Consider the following 24,738-nt stretch of genomic DNA (forward strand, 5'->3'; position numbering starts at 1 on the left):
AAAACGCTTCCAAATCCAAGCCCGTCAACGCCCGCATTTGGCGGTCGTCTGTAATCGTATTCACATCTAGCATGCCCAAAAATACTATTTGGGAACAACTCTACCAGCTTCGCTAGTTAAAAAAGCCGGTCCGATTGCCAACAGCAGCGGAAATTTTCGGACAGTTTTTATTCGGGAACAAGTCTATTTCCTACACAGTGCTTCTACACTGCCTCTACACTGCCTCTAGACTTTACCTGCTGAAGCGCCGCAGGAGCCCCGGCATCCGGATTGGATGAAACCAAGGCCGCCCCGGCAATAGCCCCGGGCCGCCGGGCGGCGGGAGCCGGCTTCGAACCTAAAGCCGAGTACCTTTACCCTGGTTATCCTCCTTGCCATGCTGCTCTTCCCCGACCTGCCCGCTCTGCTCGGCGGCACCCTGCTTCAGCTGCCCGCCGCCCCGGCCCCCGTGCACCACCTGCTGCTCGACAGCCGCCGGGTGGGGCAGCCCGCCGGCTCGCTGTTTTTTGCCCTGCGCGGCCCCCAACACAACGGCCACCGCTACCTGCCCGAGCTGTATGCCAAGGGCGTGCGGCTGTTCGTAGTGGAAGCCGAGGCGGAAATACCCGGCGGTGTGGTGGCCTTTCCTGACGCGGGCTTCCTGCTCGTCGATAACAGCCTGGCCGCCCTGCAGGCCCTGGCCGCCCAGCACCGCCGGCAGTTCCGTATCCCGGTGTTCGGCATCACCGGATCGAATGGCAAAACCATCGTCAAGGAGTGGCTGGCCCAGCTGCTGAGTCCCGATGAGTTGGTGTGCAAAAGTCCGCGCAGCTTCAACTCCCAGGTGGGCGTGCCGCTGAGCGTGTGGGAGCTGAACGCGACCCACACGCTGGGCATCTTCGAGGCCGGCATTTCGGAGCGGGGTGAAATGGCCCGGCTGGCCCGCGTGATTCAGCCCACGCTGGGCCTCTTCACCACGCTGGGCACCGCCCACGACGCGGGCTTTGCCTCGCCCGAAGAGAAAGTAGGCGAGAAGCTGCAGCTGTTTGCCGACGTCGACACGCTCTTCTACTGCCTCGACCAGCCCGCCGTGCACGCCGCGGCCGAAAAGCTGCTGCCCGCCCACCGCCGCTTTACCTGGAGCCGGCAGCACCCGCCCGCCGCCAACGTGGCCGTGACGGTGCTCGAAGCCCTGGCCGACCGCACCCTGGTGCGCATCGGGCTCGACAAGCCCTTGCCGCAGGAGCATACCTTCACCATTCCTTTCGCCGATGAGCCCTCGGTGGAAAATGCCCTGCACTGCCTCACGGTGCTGCTGTGGCGGCAGGTGGCGGCCCCCGAAATCCAGCGCCGCCTCGACCGGCTCCAGCCCGTGGCCATGCGCCTGGAAATGAAGCAGGCCCTCAACGACTGCTACGTGCTCGACGACACCTACAACAACGACCTGGCCGGCCTCACCCTGGCCCTCGACGCCCTGGCCCGCCAGCCCCGCCGCGGCCGCCGCACCCTTATTTTGTCCGACGTGCTCGAATCCGGGCTGCCCGCCGCCGAGCTGTACGCCCGGGTGGCGGCGCTGCTGCCCGCCCACGGCGTGGAGCGCCTCGTCGGCATCGGCCCCGAAATCAGCCAGTTTGAAACAGCGTTTGGCGGGGCTGCCAAGGCGTTCTTCCCTACCACCGAAGCGTTCCTGGGCGAGTTCCGGGCCGACCAGTATCAGCACGAGACCATCCTGGTGAAAGGCGCCCGCCGCTACGGCTTCGAGCGAATCGTGACGGCCTTCCAGCAGAAAATCCACGGCACGGTGCTGGAGGTAAACCTCGACGCGCTGGTCCACAACCTGAACTACTACCGCGCCCGCCTCCAGCCCGGCACCCGGCTGATGGTGATGGTGAAGGCTTTTGCCTACGGCAGCGGCTCCTACGAAGTGGCCAACCTGCTTCAGTTTCACCGCGCCGACTACCTCGCCGTGGCCTACGCCGACGAGGGCGTGGACCTGCGCCAGCACGGCATCAGCCTGCCCATTATGGTCATGAACCCGTCGCCGGACTCCTTTCAGAAGCTGCGGCAGTACCACCTGGAGCCCGAAATCTACTCCTTCGAGCGGCTGCGCGACTACCTGCGCGCCGCCGGGGAGCAGCCCCTGCCCGCCATCCACCTCAAGCTCGACACCGGCATGCGCCGCCTGGGCTTTACCGAGGAAGACCTGCCCGAGCTCTGCGCGCTGCTGCGCGAAAACGCCGCCCACCTGCGCGTGGCCAGCGCTCTGACCCACCTGGCCGGCGCCGACGAAGCGCAGCACAACGACTTCAGCCGCCGCCAGCTGGCCGCTTTCCGGCGCATGACGCCGCTGCTGGAAGAAACCCTGGGCTACTCCATTCTCAAGCATGCGCTCAACTCGGCCGGTATCGTGCGCTTTCCCGAGGCGCACTACGATATGGTTCGTCTGGGCATTGGGCTCTACGGCGTGGAGGCCAGCGGCCAGCACCCCGCCGCGCTCCGGCCCGTGAGCAGCCTGCACACCACTATTTCCCAGGTCAAGACTCTGGCTCCCGGCGAAACCGTGGGCTACGGTCGCCGCGGCGTGGCCACAGACTACGAGCGGCGTATTGCCACGCTGGCCATTGGCTACGCCGACGGCTACGACCGGCGCTTCGGCAACGGCGGCGGCGAAGTCGTCATTCGCGGGCAGCGGGCTCCCATCGTCGGCAACGTGTGCATGGACATGTGCATGGCCGACGTAACCCACCTGCCCGCCGCCCGGGCCGGCGACCCGGTGGTAGTGTTCGGCGAAGCCGTGCCGCTGGTCGAGCTGGCGGGCCGCATCGGCACCATTCCCTACGAGCTGCTGACCAACGTGAGCGAGCGGGTGAAGCGGGTGTTTTTTGCGGAATAAGTAACGCCGCCGGCCGCCGCCGCCGGCTGGGGCAAGTTGCTGATGGCAAGGACGGTGAGTGATAAATGGGGCGATGAAACGGCCGGAGGCGGTAATATTATAATAAGAAATTATACTGTTCAGCTACCCGTGGGCGAAACGACGGAATAGGCGTATCTTTCGACAAAAGCAGCGGCGGCTTTCCGGTGGCTAGCCGCTTTTTGGCTGCTTTCTGCTCTGGTTACTTCCCGCTCATTGCAATATGAAAACGAAATTTCACGCCCTTATTCTACCGCTGCTGCTGGTGTTGCTGCTGCCTCTGGGCGCCACGGCGGCCAAGCTTGACGGCATCTGGAAAGGCCCGCTGAAAATGCCCGGCGGCGAGCTGGAAGTCATTTTCCGCCTGGTCAGCCTCGCCGACGGCTCCTACTTTGCCATGATGGACGTGCCCCTGCAGAAGGTGAGCCGCATGGCCGTAAAAGCGGAGCAGCGCGGCGACACAGTGACGCTGGCCGCCGCCGAAGCCGGCAGCCGCTTTACGGGGCAGCTGAGCGCTGATGGCAAGCAGATCATCGGCACCTGGCACCAGCCCGGCCTCGATGCTCCCCTCACGCTCACCTTCACCCCGGTGCCGGTAGCGCCGGCCAACGCCAAGGTGCGGCTCACCCCGCCCTACCGCGAAGAGGAAGTCAACTACACCAACGTGGCCGTAAACCAGCGCCTGAGCGGCATGCTGACCATTCCGGCCGGGCCGGGCCCCTTCCCGGCAGTGGTGCTGGTATCGGATGCCGGGGCGCACGACCGCGAAGGAACCGTGGGCGACTACCGCCTGCTGGGCAACCTGGCCGACTACCTGACCCGCCGCGGCATTGCCGTGCTGCGCTTTGATGACCGGGGTATTGCCGGCTCCGCCGGCGACTTCAGCCAGACCAAGATCGAAGATCTGATAACCGACGTGCAGGCCGGGATTAACTTCCTGCGGGCCCGCCCCGAAATTGATTTCTCCCACATTGGCCTGATCGGGCACGGCGAAGGCGGCAACGTAGCGTTGCTGACCGCAGCGCAGCCTTTGCCCCCCGCCTTCGTCGTGGCGCTGGCCGCGGCCGGGCAGCCCGGGACGGTAATGGCCATGCAGCAGCAGGCGGCCGTGCTCAAGGCGGCGGGTAGCACTCCGGCTCAGGTGGAAGCCGCCATCAAGCAGCAGACCGCGCTGCTCGAAGTTATTCGACAAACGCCGGATGTGGCCCAGGCCCGGGCTATTGTGGCTAATATGCTCCAGCAGAACAACCCGACCCTGGAAGCGGCCGCGGCCCAGGCCAAAGCCATTGAAATGACTTCGGCCCGATACCGCCTTTCCTTGCAGAGCAACCCCCTGGAACGCCTGGGAGAGGTGAAATGCCCCGTGCTGCTGCTCAATGGTACGGCCGACCTGGATGTGCAGGCGGACCCCAATCTGGCTTCGCTCACCAAGGCGCTGCGCAACTCCCGCGACGTGACCAGCAAGAAGCTGCCGGGGGTGAATCACCTGTTTCAGCCCGCTCCGGCCGAGTGGCCCCTGGTGGGCGGGGAGCCCCGGCCGACGTTTTCGCCGGCTGCTGAGGAAGCTATCCGGGCCTGGGTGGTGGCCCGCTCCCTGAAATAAGCGGGCCGGCACCACTAACTTCTGCGGGCCCTGTGCGTAAGGGGGGCTTACTTATCTCCCGCTCCCCTTTCCACAACCATGAAAAAACAACTGCTTTCCCTCGTCGCCCTCGTGGCGCTGCTCTCCGCCTGCGACAACCTGAAGAATCCGGAAACCAAAGACCAGCCCCAGGAAGCTACCCAGGACACGGCCGTCGTGTACCGCGAAGGGGAGGGACCCGCTGATGCCATTGATACCAGCTGGGATATGACCCGGGCCAAGCTGGCTGACGTGAAATATCCGGAGGTGAGCATGTCTGAGGTAAGTGTGCGCGGCAACGACGAGTACAGCGTGTACGGCATCGAGGAAACCGTGCTGTTTGATACCGACAAGGCCGAAATCAGGTCCGGGGCCGGCAAGGCGCTGGAGCAGATTGCGGCTTCCATTGGCCAGCGCTACGCTACGGGCCCGGTGCGGGTCATGGGCTTCGCCGATTCGCGCGGCGATAAAAGCTACAACAAGGAACTCAGCGCCCAGCGCGCCGAAGCCGTGAAAAACTGGCTGGTAGCCAATGGTAAAATCGATACCGGCCGCGTGAGCCTGGAGCCGATGGGCGAAAGTCAGCCTATAGCTACCAACGCCACTGCCGCAGGCCGGCAGCAGAACCGCCGCGTGGAAATAGCTGTGCGGACGAAGTAGTGACTAAAAAGCAAGTAGAACAAAAAGGGTCCTGGCATTATGCCAGGACCCTTTTTGTTCTTGGAGCAGCTCGGCCTACTTGATTTTAATATCACCGCGTAGCTCACCACCGCCGTACATGCCACTGTGCAGGTTGGCGTAGAAAGCGCCTTGCAACAGCTTCTCGCCATCCGCCTGCGACAGGGTCGCCGTGCCGGTGATGGGGGAAGTCAGCTGGGGAAATGGTACCGAAACCGGGCCGGTGGCACCCGGAGCGCCCTGGTGGAAGTGACCCAGCGTCGGATTGCCGGTCATGTCCTTGAAGGTAATGGTGTAGGTAATTACGCGCGTACTCTTGTCATAAGTGCCCGTAAGTGTGCCGGTACCGGGCGAAGGGTTGGCCGGTACCTGCTGTTTGCCGTCGAGGCTGGCGGTGAGGTTCACTACTCCGGACGTAGTGGCCGGTGGGGTTTCCTCCTCCTTATCGCAGGAAGCAGTAGCAAAGCCGGTAAGAAGCAGGAAGAGGTAGGCGTACTTTTTCATCAAGCAATGGTGTGTATTGTGGGGTTGTTAAAATGTGTGAGACCTAAAGCGGCCTATTTCTAAAAGGTTTCGGGTTTGTTGCTGATGGAACTATTTTTGATTTATTAAAATTGAATTAAATAAAGATAATTATTTAGTCTAGTGTCGAGCTTATATTCAGCTCATTTGAAGCAGGTTGCCGAAAAGAAAATTCTAGTTCGGCCTCATCTGGGCCTGGGGTGCAGGCATGCTTTATTTACTGCCGCCGTCTTACGGTCAGTTTATTGCAAAAATGAGCGAGCCAGATACGGTTTAGCTCAACTACATCCGCAGCTGGCTGAGCCCAAAGCCGGCATCCGTTGGAAACCTGCCCGGTAAGGCAGTACAAAACGAATTTTATCAAACCTGAATAGTTATATTTTTCCGCAAAAAAATAAATATATAAAACTTTTCAGGTGGTATGTTTTTTAACACATACTTCTACAAACCCAATTACACACCTGTGCAAATTCTTACTCGTTCCTGGCTGATGTTGTTCAGCCTATGTCTGCTGTGTGCCCAACTGGCACAGGCTCAAGCTACTACTGCCAGCATCAACGGCACCGCCCGCTCGGACAAAGACGAAGCCCTGTCGGGCGCCACCGTGGCGGCCATTCACCTGCCCACCGGCCTGCGGCGGTCTACCAGCAGCACCAGCACCGGCAGCTTTACCATGGCCGACCTGCTGGTGGGTGGGCCCTACACGCTGCAGGTAGTACAGCCGGGTTATCGCACGCTGCTGGTGACCAACGTGTTTCTGGCGGCCGGCAAAGAGGCCCAGTTCAGCTTTTCGCTGAACACCGAGATTGTAGCCGTCGGTACCCGCCGGGCCGACCGCACGGCCCTGGAATCAGCCGTACCGGTTGACGTTATCGACATGCGCACCCTGGCCGCGACGGCTCCGCAGACCGACATGACGCAGCTGCTCAACTACGTGGTGCCGTCGTTCAACTCGACCCGGCAGACTTCCGCGGGCGGCTCCGACCACGTGGACCCCGCCAACCTGCGCGGCCTGGGTACCGACCAGATGCTGGTGCTGGTGAACGGCAAGCGTCGCCACACCACGGCCCTGATCAACCTGCTCGGCAACCGCGGCGTGGGCAACGTTGGCACCGACCTGAACACGATAGCCGCCAACTCGGTGGACCGCGTGGAAATTCTGCGCGACGGAGCTGCGGCCCAGTACGGCTCCGACGCCATTGCCGGGGTAATGAACATTAACCTCAAATCAGACAACAAAGGTGGTAACGTCTTGGTGGGTACCGGCGTGACCACGCAGGGCGACGGCCTGACCACGCTGGCGAGCTTAAACAAAGGCTTCAAGCTGGGCCAAAAGGGCTTTTTCAACCTGACGCTCGACGCTGACCACCGCGGCTCCACCACCCGCGACTATTCCCGGGACGTATTCTCGCGGCCCGTTTTCTCCTCCGACCAAGCCCAGGAAAATGCGGCACTGGCCGCCAACGGCAAAGCCTACAAGGACTTTGAGCAGCGCAACGGCGACGCCCGCATTGACAACTACCGCGGTATCTTCAACGCCAGCGTAGCCGCCACCGACAAGGTGAAGCTGTACGCTTTCGGGGGCTACAACTACCGCCGGGGCAATTCGGTGGCGCCCTGGGTGCTGCCCGCTACCCAGTCGCTGGACATCATCGAGTCTATCTTCCCGCTGGGTTATCAGCCGAACATCAACACGCGCATCCACGACGCTTCGGGCGCCGTAGGCACCGTGATAAGCCTGGGGCCGTGGAGCCTCGACGTGAGCCACGTGCTGGGCCACAACCGGATGCGCTACAACGTGGACAACACGGTTAATGCGTCCATCGGCGTCAAGTCGCCGACTTCCTTCGATGCGGGCGGCTTCCGGTTTACGCAGAACGTAACCAACGCTACCATCAGCCGCCTGTTCCCGAAAGTGCTGGCCGGCACCAACGTCGCCTTCGGGGCCGAGTACCGCAATGACCACTACCAGATTGAAGAAGGCGAGCAGAATGCCTGGGGCGAGTTTGACGAAGGAAGAATCGGCGCCGGCGCCGGCTCCCAGGGTTTTCTGGGCTTCGCCCCGGCTTCGGCCGTAATCGGTTCCCGTAGCAACGTAGGCGGCTTCTTTGACCTGGAAGCTGATATCACCAAGAAGTGGTCGGTGAGTACGGCTTTGCGCTTTGAGAACTACAGCGACTTTGGCTCCGCGCTCATCTACAAGGTGACTTCCCGCTACCAGATGCTGAAGCCGCTGGCCGTCCGGGCCGCCTTCAACACGGGCTTCCGCGCCCCATCGCTGCAGCAGGTACTCTACCGGCAGCTCACGCTGGAGTCGTCGGCTTCGGGCGTGCGCTATTCGGGCATCTTCAACAACCAGGATGAGGTAACCCGGGCGGCCGGTATTCCGGCCCTGGGGCCGGAGAAATCCCGCAGCTTCAGCGCTGGTCTGGTGCTCACGCCGCTGCCCAGCCTGTCGTTTACCGCCGACGCCTACCGCATCGACATCAATGACCGCATTATTTTGTCGGGTCTGTTTGGCCCCGGCATCAACGCCAACCTCGACGCGGCGCTGTTCCGCTACAGTATCGACCGGGCCCAGTTCTTTACCAACTCGGTGGATACCCGCACCACGGGCCTGGACCTGATAGCCAACTACCAGCACGAATTAGGCCGGGGCTCGTTCACGGCCAGCGCCGCCGCCAACTTCAACCGCACCACCATTCAGGCGCTGAATGTGCCCGCCAACTTCCAGACGCTGCAATCGGACGATAACCCCAACACGAACTACGTGGACCCGCGCCAGTTGTCGCTGATTGAAACCGGCAGCCCCAAGAGCAAGCTGCTGCTGAGCCTGGGCTACGAACTGGGCAAGCTCAACGTGCTGGTGCGCAACACCTACTTCGGGCAGGTGAGCTACTTCGATACCAACACCGACGCCGCCAACGACTTTGGCAGCTACTACCTGCAGTTCAACCCACGCACCGTTACCGACCTGATGGTCGGCTACAAGCCGCTTAAATCTCTGGGCCTGACGGCGGGCGTAAACAACCTTTTCAACGTTTTTCCGAATACGGTGTCCGAAGCGGCCCGCAACGGCCGGCCTCCGGGGGGCTTCGCCTCTGTCGAAGTGTTCAATGCTTACTACCAGGCCCGCTTTGGCAAGCCTTCCAACCTGCCCGAAGGCCGGGACATCTTTCCCTACAACCCGGTGCAGATGGGCTTCAACGGCACCTTCGTGTATCTGAAAGCCGCCTACACGCTGGGTCTTTAGGGTAAGCCACTGCCACCTACCGGCGCTCCTTCCTGGCTGATCAGGACGGGGCGCCGGTATCCTGTTGAAAAGCTGGTGGGTACCGGACCCCAAAGGCTGTCTTTGCCTTTCGTAGGGAATGTATCCCCGGTACTGCAACCTTGCGCTACTCCCGGGCTTCAACTGAAAAAAGCGGCCCTCCTTCCTTATCCCACCTCTGCATCCTCTTGTTTATGAAATTTTTGAACCGCTATCTGGGTAGCTGGTGGCTGGCCGTGCTGCTGCTACCCCTGGCCAGCCGGGGGCAATCGGCCGCTCCGGGTCTGGCCGGACAATGGAAAGGTCCCCTGAAAATGCCGGGCGGCAGCCTGGACGTAGTTGTCAGCGTCACGGAGCTGGCCACGGGCAAGCGTTTTGCCGTACTCGACGTGCCACTGCAGAAAGTGAACCGCATGCCCATGACGCTAGAGGCCAAGGGCGACACCGTCATCCTGTACGCCGCGGCCGCCGACAGCCGCTTCACCGGGCAGCTGGACGGTACGGGCAAAGTGCTGCAGGGCACCTGGCAGCAGCCCGGCTACAAGGCGCCCATGGCGCTGACGCTGCTGCCCCCGCCCGCGGCACTCGACAAGAACTTCAAGTTTCCACCGCCCTACCGCGTGGAGGAAGTGGCGTTTTCCAACCAAGCAGCCAATATCCGGCTGGCGGGCACCCTGACGGTACCGGCGGGCACCGGTCCTTTTCCGGCGGTGCTGCTGCTCTCCGATACCGGCGCGCAGGACCGCGACGGCACGCTGGGCCAATACCACATGTTCGGGGCCCTGGCCGATTACCTGACCCGCCGCGGCATTGCCGTGCTGCGCTTTGATGACCGGGGCGTTGGGCAGTCGCAGGGCAGTACTGCCGCCACTACCACCGCCGACCTGGTAAAAGACGCGCAGGCGGGCCTGAACTTTTTGCGTATCCGTCCCGAAATTGACGTGGCCCACATCGGTCTGATCGGGCATGGTGAAGGCGGCAACGTGGCCACGCTGGCCGCTGCCGAGCCGCTGCCGCCGGCCTTCGTGGTGCTGCTGGCAGCCTACGGCATGCCGGGCCAGCAGGTGCTGGTGCAGCAGCAGGCCAACATTATGCGTTCCGTAGGCATGGAAACGGCGCAGGTGGACGAGTTCACCAAGCGCCAGAACGCCATGCTGGACATCATCCGGCAGACGGCCGATAATGCCCAGGCCCAGGCCATCGTGGCCAACATGCTCAAGCAGAGCAACTCCTCGATTGACAACGCCACGGCCATGGCCAGCGCCGCCGAGCTTACGACGCCCTGGTACCGCTACTTCTTGGGGTTCAGCCCGCAGGCCACGCTGGCCAAGGTACGCTGCCCGGTGCTGCTGCTCAACGGCACCAGCGACCTGCAAGCGGCCCCCGAAACCAACCTGGCGGCGCTGGAAAAAGGGCTGAAAGGCAACAAGGACGTGACTGTGCGCAAGCTGGCAGGCGTCAATCACCTGTTTCAGGCCGACCCCGCCGAATGGCCGCTGTTGAATGGTCAGCAGCAGCCCACGTTCTCGCCCGCCGCCCAGGACGCCATGCGCGACTGGATAGTGAAGCAGGTCAAGCCGGCGAAATAAGGTGCTTGTGGACCCGATTCATGGTCAGCAGGTTAGCTGCCTAAGGCCGTGCCAGACGATGTAGGCGTAGCAAAGCATGGGCAGGGCGAAGCCCTGGTGCCGGTCGGAAATGGGGGAGGTTGAGGTGATGCAGTTTCGTAGCTAACCCCAATACGCCATATTTTGACAAGCCCCGGTACCCGTAAGCCCGGCTGCCCTCATCCGGGCTGCGCGGCCCTGCCCCGTTGCCGCGCGCTACCACAAAGCCATAGACCCCAAAAAGCCCGTGCAACGAAGGGCACGGGCTTTTTGGGGTCTATGGCTTTTACTTGGCCTACGCCGGGGAAGTTAGTCTTTGATCATGTCAACTTCAGCCTTGATCATGGCGTTGTAGCGCATGCCGTTGTTGGCCAGGGTGATCAGGCTCCAGCCTTTGCCCAGCGAGTACGACCAGGTACGGCTTTCCTTGAACTCGAAGGTGGGACGCATGATCTGACCGTAGGGCGTGTAGGTGTCCATGAAGTTGGTGGTGTAGAACTTGTCGCCGCTCACAATCCACTCCATGGCTACGTAAAAGCCTTCGCCCGGCGCCTCAATGTTGTAGGGCGTCAGGTCGACGGTGTACCACTGTCCGCCGCCGGGAGCCGAAACCACCACGTTTTCGGTGAGCAGGTCGGTGTTAGGCGAGTTGTAGTTGCCGTCGGCCTTGTAAATCCGCACGCGGAACGGTTCCCGCGGGAAGCCATTCTCGCCGATGTAAAACGAGGCCGAGCGGATGTTGCCGAGCTTCTTGCCTTTCTCGTTTTTCACGTAGAAGGCGTACTGCTGGCCCGGCATCCCCTGAATCATGCCTTCGCCGGGCGTGTTGCCCTTCGAGCCCAGCGACAGGTCTTTCACCTTGCCGCCCTTCACGGTTACGTTGCCCAGCTCTACGACGCGCTTGGGTACTTCCACAATCAGGTCGGTCATGTTGCCGCCCTTTTTGATGACTACGGCCTTGCGGAAATAGCCCAGCGCCAGCACCAGCAGGGAGTCCTGGGCGTTCTTCTCGGGCATGGCCATCTGAAAGAAGCCGTACTCGTTGGTAAGCGCCCCGGTTTGCTCCTCTTTTAGCTGAATAGAAGCAAAGGGAATCGGCTCTTTGGTTTTAGAGTCTACAACACGCCCGGAAAGTTTGTTGTTTTCCTGAGCAAAGCTCAGAGTCGGGAACACCATCACAAAGGTGAACAGGGCAAGTACGCGTTTGAGCATAGTTAGGCAGATTATTCTACCCCAAAATTACAATCAAATCAGGTGATTTTTGCAAGTCCTCCCTGAATATTTATAAATGTGCAATTGCAAGGGGGAATAATTCAAGATCAGCACGTTGGCCCGCGTTCCGACCAGCAACCAGAGGGTGGGGATTTTGGCTGAAAACTAAATCGGTTGTACCTTTGTTTGAACAGAATCTAAATAACCACCCCCGCCCGTGTCCAATCGTTCCGCCCGTACCACGCCCGATGCGCCCCGCAGCGTGAAAGACCTTCGCCTCGGCGAAAGCGGAACCATATGCTGCCTCCAGGACCCGGAAATGGCCTTGAAGCTGCTGGAAATGGGCTGCATTCCCGGCACCCAGGTGCGGCTCAACAGCCGCGCGCCGCTGGGCTGCCCCATCACGCTGGTGCTGGGCGATGATGCTTACACGTTGTCGTTGCGCGTGAGTGAGGCGGCCACTATTCTCCTGAAGGCTTAGCCGCTGCCTCGTTATGGCCCGCGCCGCTCTGATTACCGACCCTGCTGGTACGGCTGCTTCCGCAGTAGCCCTCGAAACGCTCGGTGACTTCCCGCCCCGCAGTCCCCGCGCGCTTACTCGTATTGCCCTGATCGGCAACCCCAACTCGGGCAAGTCGTCGCTGTTCAACCAGCTCACGGGCCTCAACCAGAAGGTGGGCAACTTCCCCGGCGTGACGGTCGACCGCAAAACCGGCATCAGCCAGCTTACTTCCCAGCACCGGGCCGAAATCATTGACCTGCCCGGCACCTACTCGCTCTATCCCAAGAGCCTGGACGAAAAGGTAATTACCGACCTGCTCTACGACCGGGCCTCCGAGCAGTTTCCCGACTTTGTGGTGGTGACGGTGGACTCGTCGAACCTGCGCCGCAACCTGCTGCTGTTCACCCAATTGGCCGATCTGGGGCTGCCCATCGTGCTGGCCCTGAATATGATGGACGTGGCCGAGCAGCACGGCGTCAAGATTGACGTGGCCGCGCTGCAGCAGGAGCTGGGCGTGCCGGTCATTCCGATGAATGCCCGCAAGGGCATCGGCGTGGCGGCCCTCAAGATTGTGATGGCCCAGCAGATGAGTGCCTCCACCGAGCACTTCTACGAGCCTGAAGAGGCGCTGCTGCCCATGATTCGGCAGATCCGCTACTACTTCAACCTGCACAACGACTACCTCGCGCTGCACTACGCCCACCAGTTCCGGCAGATCAATTTTCTAACGGCCGATGAGCGAACCTACATCGGGGAGCTGGCGGCGCAGTACGGCTTTCAGCCTACGCCGCAGCAGGCCCAGGAAACCATTGCCCGCTACGCCCGCATCAACGACATGCTGCTGAATGCCGTGAGCGTGACGCGCACCGAGCAAAACGAGCCCTACAGCAACAAGCTCGACAAAGTGCTGACCCACAAAGTCTGGGGCTACCTGATTTTCTTCGGGGTGCTGTTCCTGATGTTTCAGGCCGTGTTTGCCTGGGCCAGCTACCCCATGGAGCTGATTGACCAGGGCGTGGCCTGGATCAACAGCCTTATTCAAACCAACTTCGACGGCCCGCTCATCAGCCTGCTGACCGAGGGAATTCTGGCCGGGCTGGGCGGGGTGCTGATTTTCATCCCGCAGATTGCCCTGCTCTTCGCCTTCATTGCGGTGCTGGAGGAAACCGGCTACATGGCCCGCGTCACGTTCATGATGGACCGCATCATGCGCAAGTTCGGGCTCAACGGCAAAAGTGTGGTGCCCCTGATTTCGGGCGTAGCCTGCGCCGTGCCGGCCATCATGAGCGCGCGTACCATCGAAAACTGGAAGGACCGCATCATCACCATCTTCGTCACCCCGCTGATGAGCTGTTCGGCCCGGATTCCGGTCTACACCGTGCTTATCGGGCTCGTGGTGCCCGACGAGCCGGTGCTGGGTATTTTCAACCTGCGCGGCATTGCCCTGATGGGGCTGTACCTGCTGGGCTTCTTCGCGGCTATTTTCTCGGCCCTGGCCCTGAAGCTGCTGCTGCGCACCCGGGAGCGGAGCTATTTCATCATGGAGTTTCCGGTGTACCGCTGGCCGCGCTGGAAAAACGTGGGCATCACCATCGTGGAGAAGGTAAAGACCTTCGTTTTCCAGGCTGGCAAGGTCATCGTGGCCATTTCCGTGATTCTGTGGGTGCTGGCCTCGTACGGGCCGGGGCAGGCGCTGGAGCAGGCGGAAGTCCGGGCCCGGGCCACGGCCGCCCGGCAGCAGCTCAGCAAGGCCGAAACCGAAACCCGGGTGGCTTCCCAGAAGCTGGAGAATTCCTACGCCGGCCTGTTCGGCCGCACGCTGGAGCCCGCCATCCGCCCGCTGGGCTTCGACTGGAAAATCGGCATTGCGCTGATTACCTCGTTTGCCGCCCGGGAAGTGTTTGTGGGCACCATCTCCACCATCTACAGCGTGGGGCAGGATGCCGACATGCGGACGGTGCAGCAGAAGCTGGCCGCCGAAAAGGATGAATTCGGGCAGCCGTTTTTCACCCCCGCCCGCGCCTTCTCCCTGCTGGTGTTCTACGTATTTGCCATGCAGTGCATGAGCACCCTGGCCGTGGTCTACCGCGAAACCAAAGGCTGGAAGTGGCCCATTCTGCAGCTGGTGTACATGACCGGCCTGGCCTACGTGTCGTCGCTGATCGTGTATCAGGTGTTTAAATAGGGGCTTGGGAGCTTGGATTTTCCTTCGGCAATCTGGCCCGGGCCCGCGTTGTTGAAATTTCCAGTAGCCAAGACCCCAACAACCAAGACCCTACCGTCCTATCAAAAACACGGCCGGCTGCTTGTGCAGCTCGGGCAGCTTGCCCTTCCAGCCGGCTACCGTGTCGGTGCGTACAAATTCGTCGGGGGCGGTGAGGTTGGCGGCGATGCACAGCCGGGTGGCGGGCTGCAGGTGGGTGAGCATGTCTTCCAGCAGCTGCATGTTGCGGTAGGGCGTCTCAATAAACAGCTGGGTCTGGTGCTGGGTCAGGGCCAGCCGCTCCAGGTTCTTGAGGGCCCCGGCCCGCTGGGTCCGCTCGATGGGCAGGTAGCCGTGGAAGGCAAAGCTCTGCCCGTTCATGCCCGAGGCCATCAGGGCCAGCAGCAGCGACGACGGCCCCACCAGCGGCACTACCTTGATACCCAGCTGATGCGCCAGGCGGACTATTTCCGCGCCGGGGTCGGCCACGCCGGGGCAGCCGGCTTCGGAGATGACACCCGCGTCCTGCCCGGCCGTCACCAGCTTCAGCGCGGCGGTGATTTCGGCTTCCGTCGAGTCTTTGTCGATGACGGTGATGGCTAATTCCTCAATTACCTGCTGGGGGGCCACGCTCTTGATAAACCGGCGGGCCGTGCGGGCATTTTCGACCAGAAAGCAGGCGAGAACCGCTACCCGGGCCGCTACCTGCGCCGGTAGCACCTGCGCGCCGGTGGCTTCGGCCAGCACCGTGGGAATAAGATAGAGCGTGCCCTTCATTCGGAGATGGTAAAATAGGGGTGAGGAGTTCAGAAGAGCCCGGCCGCCCGGGGCCGGCTGCCGGTTGCGGAATCTGCCCGGCTCAGCTTCGGGCAAATGCGGCTATCAGCGCGTACACCTCGTCGGGCTTCTCGGCGTGCAGCCAGTGGCCGGCATCCACCACCGTTTCGACCTGGGAGTTGGGAAACAGCGCGGGAATGCCGTAAAGCTTGTCTTCGGTGCTGATGTAACCGGATTTGCCCCCGCGCACGAACAGCGCCGGCTTCAAAAAAGGCTGGGGGGCAGTTATTTCGGCCCCGATGGCGGGCATGTGGGCCGTCAGCGCCGCCAGGTTTTGCCGCCAGGCGAAAGTGTTATCGTCCTGCCGGTAGAGGTTTTTGAGCAGAAACTGCCGGACGCCCAGGTTGGAAATGTGCTGGGCCAGCGCGGTATCCGCCTCCTGCCGGGTTTGCAGGGTGGCCAGGTTCACCGCATTCAGCCCCGCCAGAATATCGTCCTGGTGGCCCATGTCGGAGAGGCGGGGCGCAATGTCCATGACCACCAGCCGGGCCAGGCGCGCGGGGTGGTCGAGGGCGAAGCGCATGGCCACCTTGCCGCCCATGCTGTGGCCCAGCAGCGTCACGTCGGGCCCCAGGCTGAGCTGGTCGAACAGCCCCAGCACATCCTGGCTCATCAGCTCGTAGGAATGCTCGGGCGTGTGCGGGGAGCGGCCGTGGTTGCGCAGGTCCACCACGATGACGCGGTGCGTTGTGCTCCAGCGCTTAGCCAGGGTCTGCCAGTTGTCGGAAGTGCCGAAGAGGCCGTGGAGAATAACCAGCGGCGTGCCCTGGCCCAGTTCGCGGAAGTGTAGCTGCATAGCGGGCAAAGGTCGCAAGAATGCGCCACATGCCCCGGCCGGCTCGCGGGAAGGCGGCGGCGCCTTCAAAAGCAGCGGTCAGCATCCGCGGCCAGGGCCCCTCAGGATTTGCGCCCCGGCAGCTGCACGTGCACCGTGGTGCCGGCGCCCACGGTGCTGTGGATGCTGAGCAGGCCGCCTTGCCGCTGCACAAAGGCCCGGCACAGCAGCAGCCCGAGTCCGGTGCCCGCCCGCGGCCCGTGGATAGGGCCCACGGCCTGGGGCAGCTCCTGGGAGTAAAGAACTTCTTTGACCAGCTCGGCGGGCATGCCGCGGCCCGAGTCGGCAACGGTGAGCGTGACGGTGCCGGTTTCGGGGTTGGCCGCGGCGTGAAACCGGATGTGACCGCCGGGCGGGGTAAACTTCAGCGCGTTGCCAACCAGGTTGCGCAGGATGGTGCGGGTCATGTTGTGGTCGGCCCACAGGCGCAGGTCAGGGGCGTGCGTGGTTTCGAAGCTGATCTGCTTGGCTTCGGCCGTGGTCTGGTAGAGCTGGGCGTTTTCGGCAAACAGTTCGGCCACATTCAGCTGCTCGGGCCGGAACGCCAGCTCCCCGGTCTGGCTCACGGCCCAGTTCAGCAGGTTGTCGAGCAGGCCGTTGAGGCTGTGGGCCGACTGCCGCACCAGCTCGGGCAGGCGGCGCAGGCCGTCCTCGTCGCGGCGCGCCAGATAAAAGCCAATCAGCTCGGTGACGCCGACGAAGGACGTGACGGGGCCGCGCAGGTCATGGGCCACAATGGCGTACAGCCGGTCTTTGGAAGCCGCCACGCGGCGCAGCTCGGCCGTGGTTTCCTGCAGGGCCTGGTTGTTGGCGCGCAGGGCGGCGCGGTTGCGGCGCAGCTGCCAGTACAGCAACCCTACACCCGCCACCACCACCACCAGAAACGCCACCACGGCCCACAGACTCCGGTTGCGCAGCTCCTCCAGCTGGGTGCGCTCCGTCAGCCGGCGGATCTGGTTCTCCTTGTCGCGCAGGTCGTAGCGGGTTTGCAGGGCCATGAGCGTATTCAGGCGCTGGCGGTTGTTGAGCGTGTCGTTGAGGGCCAGGAACCGCTCCTGCCACTGGTAGGCCTGCTTGTAGTTGGCCTGCTGGGTGTTCACCTGGGCCAGCGCGCTGTAGGCATCCAGTACCCGCTCCAGGTAGTGGCTTTGGCGGGCTTTGACCAGCGCCTGTTCGGCGTACCCGGCTGCTTCCTCCGTGCGCCGGCTTTGCAGCAGCACCAGGCACAGCAGCTCCAGGTTGCCCGCTTCATACCGGGCTTCCCGCAGCTCCTGGCTGATTTGCAGGGCCCGCCGGATCAGCCCTTCGGCCACTTCCAGCCGGCCTTTCTGCCAGTAGTAGGTGCCCAGGTTGGCCATGTACAGCGCCTCGCCCGACCGGTCGTGGTTGCGGCGGGCCAGATACAGGGCTTTGTGCATGTAGCGCAGGGCCTGAGGGTGACGCTCGAGGTAGAAGTAGAAGCTGGAAAGGTTGCCGTACAGAATAGTCTGGGTGTGCTCACTGACGCCCGGCCGGTTTGCCAGGGTCAGGGCTTCCTTGTAGTTGCGCCAGGCAATGGTCGTGTCGCCCCGCTCGTGGTGGATGCCGGCCATGGAGGAGTAGCTGCGCACCAGCCCATCAGCGCTGTTGAGGCGGCGGGCCAGGGCGTGGGCCTCATTGTAGAGGGCCAGGGCGTGGGGCCCATCGGAGGAGGAAGCGTAGCAGCTGCCCAGGCTAAGCAGGCAGTTCATCAGCCCCTGCTGGTCGTGGAGGCGGCGGGCCAGCGCCACGCCTTGCTCCCCGTAGGCCAGGGCCGAGGGAATAGCGGTTTCGTGCAGGGCGTAGCACAGCGAGTCAAGCACCTGCACGCGGCGGACGGACTGGGGCAGCGTGCGCAGCAGCAGGCGCTGCCGGTGCAATACGGTCGTATCCTGGGCCCAAACGGTTGGGGACAGGAGCTGTAGGGTCAAAAAGAAGACAACAAACAGAGGCCGCATCAGAATTAAGGAGAAGACGCTTTCATAAAAGTAATACTTATAAACTTATGATGTTTTTGGCAGCGACATGGTATAAGCCAGTTTTAAGGAACGAAAATAAGCGAAAAAAAGCGGTTGGGAATGGAATGTTTACAAAAAGCAAAACCAGCGCTGCCGGGGCTCGACATTGGAATTGCGCAAAAACTCGGCTACGGGCTCCAGATTGGTCAGCAGCGCCGTCAGGGTGAGTACCTGCCCAGTACGCAGGTGCAGGCGCAGGTAGTGGTAGTTGGTCCAGAATACCTGCTTGGAAGCGCACGTCACCCACTCCACCCGGACCAGGTCGCTCTGGGCAAACGGGACGCGCACCTGGTTCTCGTACACCTCCAGTATGTTTTGTTTAGGCTCAAACGCCAGAGTGGTGTGCAGGTTGCGCAGGTAGTACTGGGCGTGCAGCACCAGGGCCGGCACCGAGAAGCCCAGGATTACGGCGGCCAGCGCCGTGAGCAGCACCAGCTCGTAGCCCGAGAGCGTGCCAAGGAAAAAGAAGGAAGCCAGAAACGGCAGCCCCACCCCCAAACACAGCAGGGGCCAGAACAGCAGCCGAAACTGCCGCTCAAACGTGGGCTGGTACACCCGGCTGCGCTTGGTGAAGAAGCCCGTGAGCAGCCGCAGCCCGAAGATGAGCACCAGCACGGCCCCACTGACTTCCAGCAGGGGCCGCAGAAACGGAAACAGCTTCACCTAGCGGACCTGAATCCAGGCCTCGCCGGACGTGTGGGCGCGCAGCGTGCCGAATGGCTCCAGGGCCAGGCCATACTGCCCGAACACAGCCCGCACCGCCTCGCGGCCGGCAGGGTCCACGCACACCAGCAGGCCCCCGGAAGTCTGCGGGTCGCAGAGCCAGGTGCGCTGCTCGTCGGTCACCGAGCCGATTTTATGGCCGTAGCTGTCCCAGTTGCGCACCGTGCCGCCGGGAATGGAGCCCTGGGCGCGGTACTGCTCGGCTTCGGCCAGCAGAGGCACTTTGGCGAAGTCCACGTCGGCGGTGAGGTTGCTGCCCTCGCACACTTCGGAGAGGTGACCCAGCAGGCCGAAGCCCGTCACGTCGGTCATGGCGCGCACGGCTTCCAGCTGGCCCAGGTCGTAGCCGATTTTGTTGAGCTGCATCATGCTCTGCGGGGCCAGCTGCTCGTGCTCGGGCAGCAGAATACCGCGTTTCTGGGCCGTGGTGAGCATGCCCACGCCCAGGGGCTTGGTCAGGTACAGCTCGCAGCCGGCGGTGGCGGTGTCGTTCTGCTTGAGGTTCTTGATGTCGAGCATGCCCGTCACGGCCAGGCCGAAGATGGGCTCGGGCGAGTCGATGCTGTGGCCGCCGGCCAGCGGAATGCCGGCCTCGGCGCAGATGCTGCGGCTGCCTTCGAGCACCCGGCGGGCCACCTCCGGCGGCAGCTTGTCGATGGGCCAGCCCAGCACGGCAATGGCCATCAGCGGCCGGCCGCCCATGGCGTACACGTCCGAAATAGCATTAGCCGAGGCAATGCGGCCGAAGTCGTAGGCATCGTCGACGATGGGCATGAAGAAGTCGGTGGTGCTGATCAGGCCCTGCCCGCCGCCGATGTCGTACACGGCCGCGTCGTCGCGGCTGCCGTTGCCGACCAGCAGCTTCTCGTCGTGGATCTGGGGGATGGTAGTGTGCAGGATCTGGTCGAGCACCTTGGGCGCGATTTTGCAGCCGCAGCCCGCCCCGTGGCTGTACTGGGTGAGGCGGTAAGTGGTGGCGGCGGGGGCAGTCAGGTCGGGTTGCATGAGGCGGCAGGTCAGGAGTTGACGAAGATAACCAGTGGAGTACGCAAAGCTCCCGGAAAAAATCCGAACGGCACCCCGGCTACGCCAAATAGCCTGGCCTCAGGCTGAGCGGCGGGCCGCCCCGGCGGCTCCCGGTTGTCGGGTAGGCGCCTGGGGACCTTACTGTACTGCCGAAAAAGGCCCATCCGCCCAAAGCACCGCGCAAGCCCAGCCCCCGAAACGGGAAAAGGCCGCGGCTCCTACCCCCTCCGCTACGGCCCACCATCATGCAGCTACACCGCATTGCCGAATTCGTGCATTGAATTCACGAATCCGTGCACCGGGTTCACAAATCCCCATACCGGATTCACGAATCCGTGCACCGGATTCACAAATCCGTGCACCGGATTCACGAATCCGTGCACCGGATTCACAAATTCGTGCACCGGATTCACAAATCCGTGCACCGGATTCACAAATCCGTGCACCAAATTCACAAATCCGTGCACCGAATTCACAAATCCGTGCACCGAATTCACAAATCCGTGCACCGGATTCACGAATCCCCATACCGGATTCACGAATCCCCATACTGGATTCACGAATCCCCATACCGGATTCACGAATCCGTGCACCGGATTCACAAATCCGTGCATTGAATTCACGAATCCGTGCACCGGAAGCACTCCGGCGACACCAGATTGGTAATCCGGCATAACCGGAGAAGCGCCGGCGTCGGCTACGATTTTTTATTGCTGTGAAGTATTGATAAATAGTGAATTATGATTTATGTTTCCTTCTCAGTTTCACCCTTTATCCTTCATCCTATGCCCCGCAAACCGCGCATTATTATCCCCGACAACCCGGCTGAGCTTTTCAAGCTGGCCGGACTTATCTATGCTCAGCACCAGAAGCTGGGAACCAAGTCGCCGCTCCACGCCCTGGAGGAGCTGCCCAGTTGGGACGAGGCAGGCCCCAAGGTGGTGGAGGCCCAGGAAATCCAGGCCGAAATCGACAAGCAGGAGAAGAACCTGAAAATCCTCTACGGCAAGCGCCAGCAGCACGATGACGTGGTGCGGCCCCAGACCCGCGGCACCCGCGACCTGCTCACGGGCGTGTACAGCCAGAACCTGCGCCGCCTGGGTGAGTTCGGCTTCGAAGTGATTGAGGAGCCCGAACACAAGAAGCCTGGCCCAGGCCCGGCCAAGCCCTGACGCCTGCTCCGGCAGCTGCCTGACCACAAAAAGCCGCCCGCCTAGCCAGGCCGGGCGGCTTTTTACGTCCTGAAATCTGCCTTACAGCTGCCACTCTGCCTGCTCCAGCACCACGCGGTAGCCGTCGGGGTCTTCGAAGGTGAGGCCCCGCTCGTCCCAGTAGGGGTTGTAGGCGGGCACGGGCGCGTAGCCGTAGGCCCGGAGGCGCTGCCCGGCTGCTTCCCACTCGGCCGCGTCGGGGAGGTAGAAGACCAGCAGGTTGTCGGGGGTGGGCGCGTGGCCCACGCGGTGGCCGGGCTGGTGGGTGAATTCGAGGTGGTAGGGCGCCTGCGGGTGGCCCAGCAGCACGCCGTCGAAACCGGCGTGGCCGCCGAAGGCGTACAGCTCCGTCAGGCCCAGCCCGTCGCGGTAGAAGCGCAAGACGGCGGCCAAGTCGTCGGTAGGCCGGGCCACGCGCAGCCTAGGAACCGGCATGCTGGGCGGGACTTTGGGCCAGTTCCACCAGGCCTTCGCGCCGCACGGCCTCGCGCACCAGCCCGGCATTTACTACCGGGTCGCAGGTGTCGGACGGCACCCGGACGATGCGGCTGTTGACTTTGTTGTCGAGCCCGAAGCCGTAGGTTTTGTCGTAGTAGGTGAGGGCAATATCGACCATCTGCTCCATGTCGCCGGATTCGATGGCGGCCAGCGCGTCTTTGGTGGCCAGGCCGCCCAGCCGCTTGCTGATGCGCTGAATGGCTTCGGCCAGCTGCTGCGGGTCTTCCTTGCCGTACTCGGCCGCCAGCTTGCGGGTGCGCACGGCCCGCGGAATGTCGAGCACCACCAGCGGGGCGTGGCGCATGGTTTCGAAGAACGGCTTGGGAATGGTAATGCGCCCGATGGTCAGGCTTTCATCTTCCAGCCACGGCACTACAGTCGTCGGCAGCGCGTCCAGCTCCAGGGCCAGGTTATTCTCAAACTGCTCCGGCGTGGGCTGGGGCGGCAGGCCGATGGCCCCGAACGAGGAGCCCTTGTGGCTGGCCAGCCCTTCCAGGTCCACGATGGTTTCGCCCTGCCGGGCCAGCTCGTGCAGCACGTCGGTTTTGCCCGAGCCGGTCAGGCCGCCCAGAATCAGCATGGGCCGGGGCTCGGTGAACTGCGCCAGGGCCCAGCGCCGGTAGTCTTTGTAGCCCTTGTCGAGCAGATGCACCCGGAAGCCGGCCAGCTCCAGCAGCCAGAGCACCGCCCCGCTGCGCATGCCGCCCCGCCAGCAGTGCAGGCGCACCTCCTTGTCGGGCGCCATCTTCTGGGCCCGCTTCACCACCCGGCTCATCTTGGGCCCGAAAAACTCCAGCCCGATATGCACGGCGCGGTCCTGGCTGACCTGCTTGTAGGCCGTGCCGATGCGGGCCCGCTCCTCATCCGTGAACAGCGGCAGGCTCAGCGCCCCCGGAATGTGCCCCTGCTCATACTCGATGGGTGCCCGCACGTCCAGGATGGGCGCGGTGGCGGGGCCTTGCAGAAATTCGGAAAGGGGCAGACGGGGCATGGAGTTCAAGTAGGAATAAGAGGTCGTAACGCGAAGTTCCACTTCGCGAGGCGTGGGCGCCGTCAGCACAACCATCGTTCAACGCCTCGCGAAGTGGAACTTCGCGTTACGCTACCGCAGCTGCCGCTTATACAGCTGCACGGTGTTTTCGAGGCCCAGATACAGCGCGTCGCACACCAGCGCATGGCCAATGCTAACCTCGGCCAGACCGGGTAAGTTCTGTTTCAGGTGGGCCAGGTTTTCCAGGTCGAGGTCGTGCCCGGCGTTCAGGCCCAGGCCCAGCTGCCCGGCCAGAATGGCGGCGGCGCGGTAGGGAGCCAGGGCGGCGGCGGGGTCGGTGGGGTAAAGGCGGGCGTACTCCTCGGTGTAGAGCTCAATCCGGTCGGTGCCGGTGCCCACGGCGGCCTTTACCATGGCCAGGTCGGGGTCGAGGAAGATGCTGACGCGGCAGCCCAGGCTTTTCAGCTCCGTCACGATGCCGGTCAGGTAGGTCTGGTGCTCGATGGTGTCCCAGCCGGCGCTGGAGGTAATGGCGTCGGGGGCGTCGGGCACCAGCGTCACCTGCCCGGGGCGCACTTCGCGCACCAGGGCCAGGAAGTCGGGCGTCGGGTTGCCCTCCACGTTCAGCTCCGTGCTGATGGCTTGGCGCAGGTCGCGCACGTCCTGAAAGCGGATGTGGCGCTCGTCGGGGCGGGGGTGAACGGTGATGCCTTCGGCGCCAAACCGCTCACAGTCAAGCGCCGTCTGCACGACGTTGGGGCGGTTGTGGCCGCGCGCATTCCGCAGCGTGGCTATTTTATTTATGTTTACGCTGAGTTTCGTCATGGTATAGGGCGAACTTTAGGGCCTCAACCGGCCGTACCGGGTCAAAGTTACGTTCCTGTGACTTACCGGGGCCGGTGGCGCCGGCTGCCCTTCCGGCATTCATTTACTCCTTTACTTACGCTCCCTGCTATGGCTCTGAAAGAAACCATCGACGCCGACATCAAAAAAGCCATGCTGGCCAAGGACAAAGTGCGCCTGCTCACGTTGCGCAGCATCAAGTCCCAGATTCTGCTGGCCGAGACGGCCGAAGGCGCCCACGGAGCCGCGCTTTCCTCCGACGCCGAAATGAAGCTGCTCACCAAAGCCGCCAAGCAGCGCCGCGAAGCCGCCGACACCTACCAGAAGCAGTTCCGCTCCGACCTGGAGGAAACCGAGCTGGCCGAGCTGGCCATCATCGAGGAATACCTGCCCCAGCAGATGGAGGAAGCCGACATTGTGGAGCACATCGTCGGAATCATCCAGCGCGTGGGCGCTACCGGTCCTTCGGATCTGGGTAAGGTAATGGGCGTGGCCGCCCGCGAGCTGGCCGGGCAGGCCGATGGCCGCGTCATTTCTCAGGTCGTCAGCAACCTGCTCAACAACACGAATGTGTAGCAGGGTCTTGGGATCCTAGGGACTTAGGGTCTTGGTAGTCGTTCAGCGACCACTCAGTAGTGAGTTAAACCAAAATCCAAGTTCCCAAGACCCTAAGTCCCCAAGACTCCAACCCATGTCCGGCTTCGATATTCTGCTTTTGCTGCCTTTGGGGGTCGGTGCCGTGAAAGGCTTCCGTCGGGGGCTGGTAGTAGAAGTAGCGTCGCTGCTGGCATTTGTGCTGGGCGCGGTGGGTGGGCTGGCCCTGCTCAACGACGCCATTCCGCTGGTGCGGCACTACGTCGGCGACGCCTTCGGGGCACTGCCGTTCGTGTCTTTCCTACTGGTGTTCGTAGCCATTACCTGGGGCGTACACCTGCTGGGCGGGGTCATCAAGAGCGCCGTGCACCTTACCCCGCTGGGCATGCTCGACCACCTGCTGGGCGGCGCGGCCGGCGTGCTGAAGTGGGTGCTGGGCCTCAGCCTGCTGCTGCACGGCGTGGGGCTGGCGGGCCTGCAGTTGCTGTCGCCCCAGCTGGTGGCCGGTTCGCTGGTGCTGCCGCTGGTGCAGCAGGCTACGCCGGTGGCGCTGGAGGTAGTAGGGTTCGTGCTGCCTTTTGCCGGCACGCTGCTGGAGCGGCTGCGCGGGGTATTTTAAGGCTGTAGCCAACTTTTTT

The 24,738-nt window shown here is 62.7% G+C and carries 21 protein-coding genes; 10 read left to right on the forward strand and 11 right to left on the reverse strand.

What is annotated here, in order from left to right; translation table 11 throughout:
* The first annotated feature begins 376 nt into the window (after nt 1-376).
* From ABD842_RS15690 to ABD842_RS15700, 3 genes are all read left to right on the forward strand, one after another.
* A complete protein-coding gene (locus ABD842_RS15690; protein ID WP_345115956.1) occupies nt 377-2,872 on the forward strand; it encodes a bifunctional UDP-N-acetylmuramoyl-tripeptide:D-alanyl-D-alanine ligase/alanine racemase in 2,496 nt (831 codons plus the stop codon).
* Between the two features lie 241 nt (nt 2,873-3,113).
* On the forward strand, nt 3,114-4,493 hold the full coding sequence (locus tag ABD842_RS15695; protein WP_345115959.1) for an alpha/beta hydrolase family protein: 1,380 nt from the start codon (nt 3,114-3,116) through the stop codon (nt 4,491-4,493).
* Between the two features lie 78 nt (nt 4,494-4,571).
* Complete coding sequence (locus tag ABD842_RS15700; RefSeq protein WP_345115961.1) at nt 4,572-5,171, forward strand: OmpA family protein; 600 nt, start codon at nt 4,572-4,574, stop codon at nt 5,169-5,171.
* A 75-nt stretch (nt 5,172-5,246) separates the two neighbouring features.
* Here ABD842_RS15700 and ABD842_RS15705 read toward each other — a convergent pair whose 3' ends face one another.
* Nucleotides 5,247-5,693 carry a CHRD domain-containing protein gene (locus ABD842_RS15705; RefSeq protein WP_345115964.1) on the reverse strand — a complete coding sequence of 149 codons (447 nt, stop codon included), beginning with the start codon at nt 5,691-5,693 and terminating at the stop codon, nt 5,247-5,249.
* Nucleotides 5,694-6,201: 508 nt separating this feature from the next.
* On the opposite strand from ABD842_RS15705, the gene ABD842_RS15710 reads away from it, so the two are divergent.
* Together ABD842_RS15710 and ABD842_RS15715 are read left to right on the forward strand one after the other, a co-directional pair.
* Nucleotides 6,202-8,964 carry a TonB-dependent receptor gene (locus ABD842_RS15710; protein WP_345115966.1) on the forward strand — a complete coding sequence of 921 codons (2,763 nt, stop codon included), beginning with the start codon at nt 6,202-6,204 and terminating at the stop codon, nt 8,962-8,964.
* A 212-nt stretch (nt 8,965-9,176) separates the two neighbouring features.
* Nucleotides 9,177-10,571 carry an alpha/beta hydrolase family protein gene (locus ABD842_RS15715; RefSeq protein WP_345115969.1) on the forward strand — a complete coding sequence of 465 codons (1,395 nt, stop codon included), beginning with the start codon at nt 9,177-9,179 and terminating at the stop codon, nt 10,569-10,571.
* Between the two features lie 327 nt (nt 10,572-10,898).
* On the opposite strand, the gene ABD842_RS15720 is transcribed toward ABD842_RS15715, so the two are convergent.
* Nucleotides 10,899-11,801 carry a carboxypeptidase-like regulatory domain-containing protein gene (locus ABD842_RS15720; RefSeq protein WP_345115972.1) on the reverse strand — a complete coding sequence of 301 codons (903 nt, stop codon included), beginning with the start codon at nt 11,799-11,801 and terminating at the stop codon, nt 10,899-10,901.
* 217 nt (nt 11,802-12,018) lie between these two features.
* Here ABD842_RS15720 and ABD842_RS15725 point away from each other — a divergent pair, with 217 nt between their 5' ends.
* Together ABD842_RS15725 and feoB are read left to right on the forward strand one after the other, a co-directional pair.
* Nucleotides 12,019-12,282 (forward strand): FeoA family protein, encoded by a 264-nt coding sequence (locus ABD842_RS15725; protein ID WP_345115975.1) that lies wholly within the window; start codon nt 12,019-12,021, stop codon nt 12,280-12,282.
* A gap of 13 nt (nt 12,283-12,295) precedes the next feature.
* Complete coding sequence (gene feoB, locus ABD842_RS15730) at nt 12,296-14,488, forward strand: ferrous iron transport protein B (protein ID WP_345115978.1); 2,193 nt, start codon at nt 12,296-12,298, stop codon at nt 14,486-14,488.
* A 90-nt stretch (nt 14,489-14,578) separates the two neighbouring features.
* On the opposite strand, the gene ABD842_RS15735 is transcribed toward feoB, so the two are convergent.
* The 6 genes from ABD842_RS15735 to ABD842_RS15760 form a co-directional block, all read right to left on the reverse strand.
* Nucleotides 14,579-15,283 (reverse strand): SAM-dependent methyltransferase, encoded by a 705-nt coding sequence (locus tag ABD842_RS15735; protein WP_345115981.1) that lies wholly within the window; start codon nt 15,281-15,283, stop codon nt 14,579-14,581.
* Between the two features lie 82 nt (nt 15,284-15,365).
* Nucleotides 15,366-16,139, reverse strand: a complete 774-nt coding sequence (locus ABD842_RS15740) for an alpha/beta fold hydrolase (RefSeq protein WP_345115983.1) — start codon at nt 16,137-16,139, stop codon at nt 15,366-15,368.
* Nucleotides 16,140-16,240: 101 nt separating this feature from the next.
* On the reverse strand, nt 16,241-18,127 hold the full coding sequence (locus ABD842_RS15745) for a tetratricopeptide repeat-containing sensor histidine kinase (protein ID WP_345115986.1): 1,887 nt from the start codon (nt 18,125-18,127) through the stop codon (nt 16,241-16,243).
* 156 nt (nt 18,128-18,283) lie between these two features.
* Entirely contained in the window at nt 18,284-18,877 is a 594-nt protein-coding gene (locus tag ABD842_RS15750; RefSeq protein ID WP_345115989.1) for a PH domain-containing protein, read from the reverse strand.
* On the reverse strand, nt 18,878-19,942 hold the full coding sequence (gene selD / locus ABD842_RS15755; RefSeq protein WP_345115992.1) for a selenide, water dikinase SelD: 1,065 nt from the start codon (nt 19,940-19,942) through the stop codon (nt 18,878-18,880).
* A 272-nt stretch (nt 19,943-20,214) separates the two neighbouring features.
* Nucleotides 20,215-20,586: a hypothetical protein gene (locus tag ABD842_RS15760; RefSeq protein WP_345115994.1), complete on the reverse strand. Its 372-nt coding sequence runs from the start codon at nt 20,584-20,586 to the stop codon at nt 20,215-20,217.
* 162 nt (nt 20,587-20,748) lie between these two features.
* Between ABD842_RS15760 and ABD842_RS15765 the strand changes: the two genes are divergently transcribed.
* Nucleotides 20,749-21,135, forward strand: a complete 387-nt coding sequence (locus ABD842_RS15765; protein ID WP_345115996.1) for a hypothetical protein — start codon at nt 20,749-20,751, stop codon at nt 21,133-21,135.
* An 81-nt stretch (nt 21,136-21,216) separates the two neighbouring features.
* Here the strand turns inward: ABD842_RS15765 and ABD842_RS15770 are convergent, their stop codons facing one another.
* The 3 genes from ABD842_RS15770 to ABD842_RS15780 form a co-directional block, all read right to left on the reverse strand.
* The gene (locus ABD842_RS15770) at nt 21,217-21,609 is read right to left on the reverse strand and encodes a VOC family protein (protein WP_345115999.1); all 393 of its coding nucleotides are present in this window, start codon (nt 21,607-21,609) and stop codon (nt 21,217-21,219) included.
* Nucleotides 21,596-22,663 (reverse strand): tRNA 2-selenouridine(34) synthase MnmH, encoded by a 1,068-nt coding sequence (mnmH, locus tag ABD842_RS15775; protein ID WP_345116002.1) that lies wholly within the window; start codon nt 22,661-22,663, stop codon nt 21,596-21,598. The genes ABD842_RS15770 and mnmH overlap by 14 nt, the downstream gene beginning before the upstream one ends.
* Nucleotides 22,664-22,774: 111 nt before the next feature.
* Nucleotides 22,775-23,488: a pyridoxine 5'-phosphate synthase gene (locus ABD842_RS15780; protein WP_345116004.1), complete on the reverse strand. Its 714-nt coding sequence runs from the start codon at nt 23,486-23,488 to the stop codon at nt 22,775-22,777.
* 129 nt (nt 23,489-23,617) lie between these two features.
* Here ABD842_RS15780 and ABD842_RS15785 point away from each other — a divergent pair, with 129 nt between their 5' ends.
* Together ABD842_RS15785 and ABD842_RS15790 are read left to right on the forward strand one after the other, a co-directional pair.
* The gene (locus tag ABD842_RS15785) at nt 23,618-24,082 is read left to right on the forward strand and encodes a GatB/YqeY domain-containing protein (protein WP_345116007.1); all 465 of its coding nucleotides are present in this window, start codon (nt 23,618-23,620) and stop codon (nt 24,080-24,082) included.
* Nucleotides 24,083-24,197: 115 nt separating this feature from the next.
* Nucleotides 24,198-24,719 (forward strand): CvpA family protein, encoded by a 522-nt coding sequence (locus ABD842_RS15790; RefSeq protein ID WP_345116010.1) that lies wholly within the window; start codon nt 24,198-24,200, stop codon nt 24,717-24,719.
* Nucleotides 24,720-24,738 lie beyond the last annotated feature (19 nt).

The sequence above is a fragment of the Hymenobacter algoricola genome, assembly GCF_039539525.1.
Lineage (GTDB): Bacteria > Bacteroidota > Bacteroidia > Cytophagales > Hymenobacteraceae > Hymenobacter > Hymenobacter algoricola.

Coding starts and splice junctions, on each gene's coding strand:
- ABD842_RS15705 (WP_345115964.1), bottom strand. CDS start 5,693: ATGAAAAAGTACGCCTACCTCTTCCTGCTTCTTACCGGCTTTGCTACT.
- ABD842_RS15790 (WP_345116010.1), top strand. CDS start 24,198: ATGTCCGGCTTCGATATTCTGCTTTTGCTGCCTTTGGGGGTCGGTGCC.
- feoB (WP_345115978.1), top strand. CDS start 12,296: ATGGCCCGCGCCGCTCTGATTACCGACCCTGCTGGTACGGCTGCTTCC.
- ABD842_RS15780 (WP_345116004.1), bottom strand. CDS start 23,488: ATGACGAAACTCAGCGTAAACATAAATAAAATAGCCACGCTGCGGAAT.
- ABD842_RS15740 (WP_345115983.1), bottom strand. CDS start 16,139: ATGCAGCTACACTTCCGCGAACTGGGCCAGGGCACGCCGCTGGTTATT.
- ABD842_RS15770 (WP_345115999.1), bottom strand. CDS start 21,609: ATGCCGGTTCCTAGGCTGCGCGTGGCCCGGCCTACCGACGACTTGGCC.
- ABD842_RS15695 (WP_345115959.1), top strand. CDS start 3,114: ATGAAAACGAAATTTCACGCCCTTATTCTACCGCTGCTGCTGGTGTTG.
- ABD842_RS15710 (WP_345115966.1), top strand. CDS start 6,202: ATGTTGTTCAGCCTATGTCTGCTGTGTGCCCAACTGGCACAGGCTCAA.
- selD (WP_345115992.1), bottom strand. CDS start 19,942: ATGCAACCCGACCTGACTGCCCCCGCCGCCACCACTTACCGCCTCACC.
- mnmH (WP_345116002.1), bottom strand. CDS start 22,663: ATGCCCCGTCTGCCCCTTTCCGAATTTCTGCAAGGCCCCGCCACCGCG.
- ABD842_RS15720 (WP_345115972.1), bottom strand. CDS start 11,801: ATGCTCAAACGCGTACTTGCCCTGTTCACCTTTGTGATGGTGTTCCCG.
- ABD842_RS15785 (WP_345116007.1), top strand. CDS start 23,618: ATGGCTCTGAAAGAAACCATCGACGCCGACATCAAAAAAGCCATGCTG.
- ABD842_RS15715 (WP_345115969.1), top strand. CDS start 9,177: ATGAAATTTTTGAACCGCTATCTGGGTAGCTGGTGGCTGGCCGTGCTG.
- ABD842_RS15690 (WP_345115956.1), top strand. CDS start 377: ATGCTGCTCTTCCCCGACCTGCCCGCTCTGCTCGGCGGCACCCTGCTT.
- ABD842_RS15735 (WP_345115981.1), bottom strand. CDS start 15,283: ATGAAGGGCACGCTCTATCTTATTCCCACGGTGCTGGCCGAAGCCACC.
- ABD842_RS15700 (WP_345115961.1), top strand. CDS start 4,572: ATGAAAAAACAACTGCTTTCCCTCGTCGCCCTCGTGGCGCTGCTCTCC.
- ABD842_RS15765 (WP_345115996.1), top strand. CDS start 20,749: ATGCCCCGCAAACCGCGCATTATTATCCCCGACAACCCGGCTGAGCTT.